Source organism: uncultured Solobacterium sp., from assembly GCF_963517755.1.
Lineage (GTDB): Bacteria > Bacillota_I > Bacilli_A > Erysipelotrichales > Erysipelotrichaceae > Bulleidia.
Window position 1 is genome coordinate 38589 of sequence record NZ_CAUQGG010000012.1, and the last position, 6654, is coordinate 45242.

Annotated in this window: 7 protein-coding genes; all 7 read right to left on the reverse strand. The window is 37.0% G+C overall.

Annotation, left to right across the window (positions count from 1 at the left end; all coding sequences use genetic code 11):
* Position 1 precedes the first annotated feature (1 nt).
* Positions 2 to 1867, reverse strand: a complete 1866-nt coding sequence (locus RWM19_RS07420; RefSeq protein ID WP_313985482.1) for an ATP-binding cassette domain-containing protein — start codon at positions 1865 to 1867, stop codon at positions 2 to 4.
* A gap of 64 nt (positions 1868 to 1931) precedes the next feature.
* Complete coding sequence (gene asnS, locus RWM19_RS07425; protein ID WP_313985485.1) at positions 1932 to 3320, reverse strand: asparagine--tRNA ligase; 1389 nt, start codon at positions 3318 to 3320, stop codon at positions 1932 to 1934.
* A 30-nt stretch (positions 3321 to 3350) separates the two neighbouring features.
* The gene (locus tag RWM19_RS07430; protein ID WP_294022157.1) at positions 3351 to 3971 is read right to left on the reverse strand and encodes a redox-sensing transcriptional repressor Rex; all 621 of its coding nucleotides are present in this window, start codon (positions 3969 to 3971) and stop codon (positions 3351 to 3353) included.
* 51 nt (positions 3972 to 4022) lie between these two features.
* Positions 4023 to 5033: a tRNA (adenosine(37)-N6)-threonylcarbamoyltransferase complex transferase subunit TsaD gene (gene tsaD, locus RWM19_RS07435; protein ID WP_294022158.1), complete on the reverse strand. Its 1011-nt coding sequence runs from the start codon at positions 5031 to 5033 to the stop codon at positions 4023 to 4025.
* Entirely contained in the window at positions 5034 to 5465 is a 432-nt protein-coding gene (gene rimI, locus RWM19_RS07440; RefSeq protein ID WP_311491235.1) for a ribosomal protein S18-alanine N-acetyltransferase, read from the reverse strand.
* Between the two features lie 11 nt (positions 5466 to 5476).
* Complete coding sequence (gene tsaB, locus RWM19_RS07445; RefSeq protein WP_313985489.1) at positions 5477 to 6073, reverse strand: tRNA (adenosine(37)-N6)-threonylcarbamoyltransferase complex dimerization subunit type 1 TsaB; 597 nt, start codon at positions 6071 to 6073, stop codon at positions 5477 to 5479.
* On the reverse strand, positions 6070 to 6522 hold the full coding sequence (tsaE, locus tag RWM19_RS07450) for a tRNA (adenosine(37)-N6)-threonylcarbamoyltransferase complex ATPase subunit type 1 TsaE (RefSeq protein WP_313985492.1): 453 nt from the start codon (positions 6520 to 6522) through the stop codon (positions 6070 to 6072). The genes tsaB and tsaE overlap by 4 nt, the downstream gene beginning before the upstream one ends.
* Positions 6523 to 6654 lie beyond the last annotated feature (132 nt).

Below are 6654 nucleotides of genomic sequence, written 5' to 3' on the forward strand. Positions count from 1 at the left end.
ATTATGCGACTTCCTCTAACAATGATGCCCATCTTTCTTCTAGATGTGCTAATTCATTATGTATATCATCTATATCTTGATCTAAATCATTCATCTTTTGATAATCTTGATAATATTCTGGTTCAAAGCGAAGTTCACGCATCTCTTCTAACTCCGCTTCTTTTTCTGTAATCAACCGTTCAAGTTTCGCAATCTCACGACGACGTGCTTCTGGTGATAGTGCCCTCTTCACCTCTTTTTTAGGATTTGGTTCACTACTTGTTTGTTTCGCTTCGCTTATTTGTACAGGTTCTTGATTCATATATTCATCATAAGTTTGATTTACAAACTTACAGCCATCATTACTTAGAATTAATAAACCTGTTGCCATCTGTTGAATAAAGTAACGGTCATGCGAAACAAATAATATCGAACCAGTAAATCCCTTTAGGGATAATTCGAGTGCTTCCTTGCCTGGAATATCTAAGTGATTTGTTGGTTCATCCAGTATTAACATATTGGCATGCTGTAATAATAGTTTTACAAAAGATAGGCGTACTTTCTCACCACCTGATAAAACATCAACGGTTTTAAATACATCATCTGCCGAGAATAAAAACTGACCTAATACACTACGAACAGTTGTTCTATCCAAATCTGGATACTCATCCCAAACTTCTTCTAGTACTGTTTTACCAGAAGAGAACTGTGCAAGCTGCTGATCAAAGTATCCTTGTTCAATTTGATGACCAAACAAGAAACTACCTGATAGTGCAGGAACGATGTGCATGAGTGTCTTTACAAACGTTGATTTTCCTGTACCATTTGGACCAATAATCGCAATTCGATCGCCACGGCGCATCTTCATCGAAATCGTCGTAAGAACATGGTCATATCCAATCGCAAGATTTTCAACTTCCAATACTTTTTCGCCACCTTTTACGCGTGGAGTAAATTTAGCATGAAATGTTTTATCATCTGTTTGATCCACTTCAATACGGTCCATACGCTCTAAATATTTAATCTTGGACTGTGCAAAAGCAGCTTTATTCTTTTTATAACGGAACTTTTCAATTAACGCCTCTAAACGCTGAATATCTTTCTGTTGTCTTGCATATGCAGATTGTTGACGTTCAATATCATTTTCACGTTGAATGACATAGTTAGAATAGTTACCTGGATAGCGCTTCATCTTTCCATATTCCATATTATATACAACGTCAACTGTATGATCTAAGAACATCCGGTCATGTGATACAATGACTACCGCCTTTGGATAATTCTTTACATAGCCTTCCAACCACTCAATCGCATCAATATCCAAATGGTTTGTAGGTTCATCCAACAATAAGACATCCGGTTTTGATAATAGTAGTTTTACGAATGCGATACGTGTTTTTTGCCCACCAGAGAACTCTCCAATTTTCTTTTGAAGATCTTCAATCGGAAAACCAAAGCGCGTAAAGACTGTTTTCATCTCTGATTCCCAATGATATCCATTCATCGCTTCAAACTGTTCTTGAACCGTTGCGTATTGCGCAAGAACCTTTTCACTCGCATCTTTCTCCATTTGCTTTTCTAATTCATGCATTCTTGCTTGCATCGCAAATACCGGTTCATAAATAAGACGTAGTTCTTCCTCAACAGTTCTTTCATCATGTGGCAATACCTTCTGTGATAAGTACCCAATGACCGTATTATTCTGTTGTGAAATCGTCCCTTTATCAAATTGTTCTTCCCCACACATACAGCGTAAAAAGGTTGTTTTACCACAACCGTTTCTACCAACAAGGGCAATCTTCTCTGTACCTTTAATCTCAAAATTAACATCTTCAAAGATTGTATCGACGCCATAATATTTTGAGGCTTTACTAACTTGATATAACATCGTTACCTCCATAAAAATGGAAGTGGCAGCCGCTTGCATTACCACTCCCATATCATAATTTCTTTTAGAAGTTTAAGTTTCGTGGTGTTCTTGCGAAAGGAATAACGTCACGAATATTTTCCATACCTGTAATATACATTACTAAGCGTTCAAATCCTAAGCCAAAACCTGCATGTTGGCAACCACCATATCTACGTAAGTCGAGATACCACTGATAACTATCTACATTCATGCCAAGACTTTCCATCTTCTTTTCTAGAATGTCTAGTCTTTCTTCACGTTGGCTTCCTCCAACAAGTTCACCAATACCTGGCACTAATAAGTCGCATGCCGCAACTGTCTTACCATCGTCATTACGACGCATATAGAATGCCTTAATCTCTTCTGGGTAGTCGATTAAGAATGTAGGACCTTTAACAACTTTCTCTGTAATGTAACGCTCGTGTTCTGTGTTTAAATCCATACCCCAGTGAATGTTGTTGTTTTCAAACTTAACATCTGCATTCTTTAAGATTTCAATTGCTTCTGTGTATGGTAAACGCTTGAAAGTTGAAGTTCTTACATGCTCAAGACGTTCTAATAGAGATGTATCAATTCTTTCATTGAAGAACGCAAGCTCTTCTGGACACATTTCCATGACATAGTTAATACAGTACTTTAACATATCCTCGATTACATCCATACTGTAATCTAAATCCGCAAAGGCCATTTCTGGTTCAATCATCCAGAACTCAGCTGCGTGTGTTGTTGTATTAGAATTTTCAGCACGGAAAGTTGGTCCAAATGTATAGATATCTCTAAATGCCATTGCATAGGCTTCTGCTTGCAACTGACCAGATACTGTTAGTGACGCATGCTTGCCAAAGAAATCTTCTTCATAGTTTCCATCTTCACGTGTTGTAACTGTAAATGTTTCGCCTGCACCTTCCGCATCAGCACCTGTAATGATTGGTGTATGTACATATACAAATCCTTGATCTTGGAAGAATTGATGAATTGCCATTGCTAGCACAGAACGTACTCTAAATACAGCAGAGAAAGTATTCGTACGTGGTCTTAAATGACCAATTTCACGTAAGTACTCAAATGTATGTCTCTTCTTCTGTAAAGGGTATGTGCTATCGCATTCACCTTCTAAATTGATTTCAGTTGCCTGAATTTCAAATGGCTGAGAAGCTTCTGGTGTTAATACAAATTTACCAACAACAGAAACTGCTGTACCTGTTAAGTACTTGGCAACTTCAGCGTAATTGGAAAGAGTATCAGAAGAATACACAATCTGTGCATTCTTAAAGAATGTTCCATCATTCAAGGCAATAAAAGACACATTCTTACCAGCACGGTTTGTACGAACCCATCCCTGTAATTGGATAAAATCTAACTGGTCTAGTTCTAGTGTTGTTCCATCTTTCGCTAACTGATATAGTTCGCGGATACTCATTTCTGTAGGCATACTTATTCAATCTCCATTCTTATTTCTACATTAGTTATTCATTGCATTGGTTTCAAATACCAATTCCTGAATACTAGATACGACATCTACCTGTCGTACATATACTCCTGATGGAACCGAGAAATGTTCCATCGCAAAACTTACAAATCCATGAATGCCATGTGCAACCAATAAATCTACTGTCTTCTGTACATCTTGTGAGATACACAAAATAGCGATACGGCAGCCTTTTGGCATCTTTTCAGCTATCTCATCCATACTATATACAGGTACAGATGCCTTCTTTACATTCTCTGGATGTAAATCAAATGCACATACGATTTCACCGACAATATGGTTCCAGTGATTGTAATTCAATAACGCTTTTCCAAGGTTACCAGCACCGACAAGAATAATCTTCTCATCAAAGTTTACACCAAGCTGATTGGAGAAAATACTGATTAAATCCTCAACGTTATAACCATAACCTTGCTTACCAAGGTTTCCTAAAAAACTAAAGTCACGACGGATTGTTGTTGACTCGATAGATACATAGTCAGCCAACTCCCTAGACATAATTCTGTTTATCCCATCTGCATGTAGCTTACGTAATGCTTTTAAATAGACAGGATACCGTTGTAATGTTGCCTTTGGTACTTTCTTTTCGCTCATATTTATCACCGTCCTCTATTTTAACACCATTTGTGAAAAATTTGCTAAATTTTATTCTTCGCCTGGCATCATGAGGCCTGGATCAGCCGCTGCCGCAAGATCTCCAAATAATCCATGTTTGTACGCAACATAACCAACTGCACCAATCATTGCCGCATTATCTGTACAACAATACATAGGTGGAATCACTAGTTGTGTATTTGGATATGCTTGCATCTTCTCAGTCATTAACTGTCTTAATCTTGAGTTAGCTGCTACACCACCTGCTAAGACTAACATCTTTGGCTTTAAATCCTCGACAGCCTGTAATGTCTTTCCTGTTAATTGTCCTAATGCAGTTTCCTGGAAAGCATATGCTACATCTTCTTTGATGATTTCATTACCTGCTTTTTCTTCACGTTGAATTAACTGTAATACAGCTGTCTTCAAGCCTGAGAAACTAAAATCATATACACCATCTGTCTTTGGGGATGGTAACTTATAATGTTCTTTACCCTCTTTTGCCATACGATCAATAACCGGTCCACCAGGATAGCCTGTACCTAATACGCGTGATACCTTATCGTATGCTTCCCCAATCGCATCATCCTTTGTTGTGCCGATGACTTTATAATCCCAATCATTTTCCATATATACAAGTTGTGTATGTCCCCCAGAAATCACTAATGCTAGTAATGGGAACTTTAAATCTGCCACAAAGTTATTTGCCCAGATATGACCTGTCATATGATTGATTGGTATTAATGGCTTATGGAATGTCCAAGCAATTGTCTTCGCCGCTTGTACACCTACATGTAGCGAACCAATTAAACCAGGTCCTTGCGTATATGCAATCGCATCAATATCATCCATAGTTAGATTGGCTTTCTTTAATGCTTCATCAATAACTGTTGATATATTTTCAACGTGGATACGGCTAGCTACCTCTGGCACAACACCACCATATTGTGTATGAACATTTATCTGTGATGATACGATATTAGATAATATTTCTTTACCATCCTTAATAATTGCACACGCTGTTTCATCACAGCTTGATTCTAAAGCTAAAATCAATGTCATTTATAAACCTCCTAAGGGTTTAATCATTAGATATGCATTCTCGCCATCATCATAATAATTCTTGCGAGTATTCACAGAAATAAACCCGTTTTTTTCATAGAATTGAATTGCACGTTCATTTGATATACGTACTTCCAATGTCATATTTTCACACTCTTCTTCAATTGCGTTTTGAAGAGCTTCATTCAATAATTGTTGACCAATACCTTGTTTCCAACTTTCAGGATGAACCGCAATATTTGCAAGTTGAGCTTGTTCATAAGTAATCCACCAATCAATATATCCAATGATTGCTTGATTCTCTTCAAAAACCAATAAGTTGGAGAAAGGATTTTCCAAAAGTTCATAACGAAACTGTGCTAAAGTCCATCCCCCTTTTGGAAAACAAATATTTTCAAGATCTACGACTTTCGAAAGATCTGTTTCTATCATCTTTCGAATCATTATTTATGAATATTATATGCATCGGATGACTTTAAATACTCTGGCACAATCAAATGCACATTCTCTGCTTTCTGCCACTCATTTTTTAACAACAAGAAGTTCTTTGCCATGTTTGGGTAATACGTTTCTTTCCCAAATAATTGACCATCACCAACGAGCTTTTCATCACGTACCACATTTTCAAGATCATCGATATATTCAACTCGTTCTTCTTCAACAGCCTTGCCATTTTTATAGGCACAAGTATATACACGTTTACCACGTGCATCCAATACTACACGACAATCATCCAAGCCAGCATACAACAACATCGTAGGAAGAGTATACAGTGGCTTATGCGTCATGGAACAGAATACTTTCGCAATCGTCATTGCAATACGAACACCGGTATAACTACCAGGTCCCTTTGTAATAACAATCTGATCAATATCATCACTCTTTAAAGATAATTTTGATAACATTTCTTCAAGTTTAGGGAAAATTTCTTCTGATTGATGTTTCCAGCACTCTTCCTGTACTTCACCAATAATTTCATTATCACGAATTAACGCAAGTGATAAATAGATATGACTTGTATCCATACATAAAGTAATCATGCTAGAACCTCCAATAAATCTTCATACTTCTTTCCAATCGCATGGAAAGTAAATTCACGATCGCCATTCTCTAATAATTGAATAGAAATCTTTAAATGTTCCTCAGGAACTAAATCAGGGCTAAATTGTGACCATTCAATAACCGTCAATCCCTCATCATTTAAATATTCATCAAAGCCTAAATCCTGATGAACACCTTCTAAACGATATGCATCAATATGATTTAACAAGAGTCTTCCATGGTAAATCTTTTGAATCGTAAATGTTGGACTTGTAACGCTACGACTAATATCTAATCCCTTCGCAATACCTTGTGTCAAACAAGTCTTACCAGCACCCAAGTCACCATCTAATAAGATGACCATACCAGCTTCACTATGCTTACCAATCTTAGCGCCAAGCTCTCTTGTTTCATCAGCTGATTTTGTAATTAAACTTAAATCTTTCATATAGAAAACCTCACCAAACCATTATAATACGATTTATAAAAAGCGCTATAAGTCAGCACTAACTTTACATAAAAAGTATAAAAAAAGGGAGAGCGATGGAAAACCATGCTCTCGATGACCCGGCAACGTGCT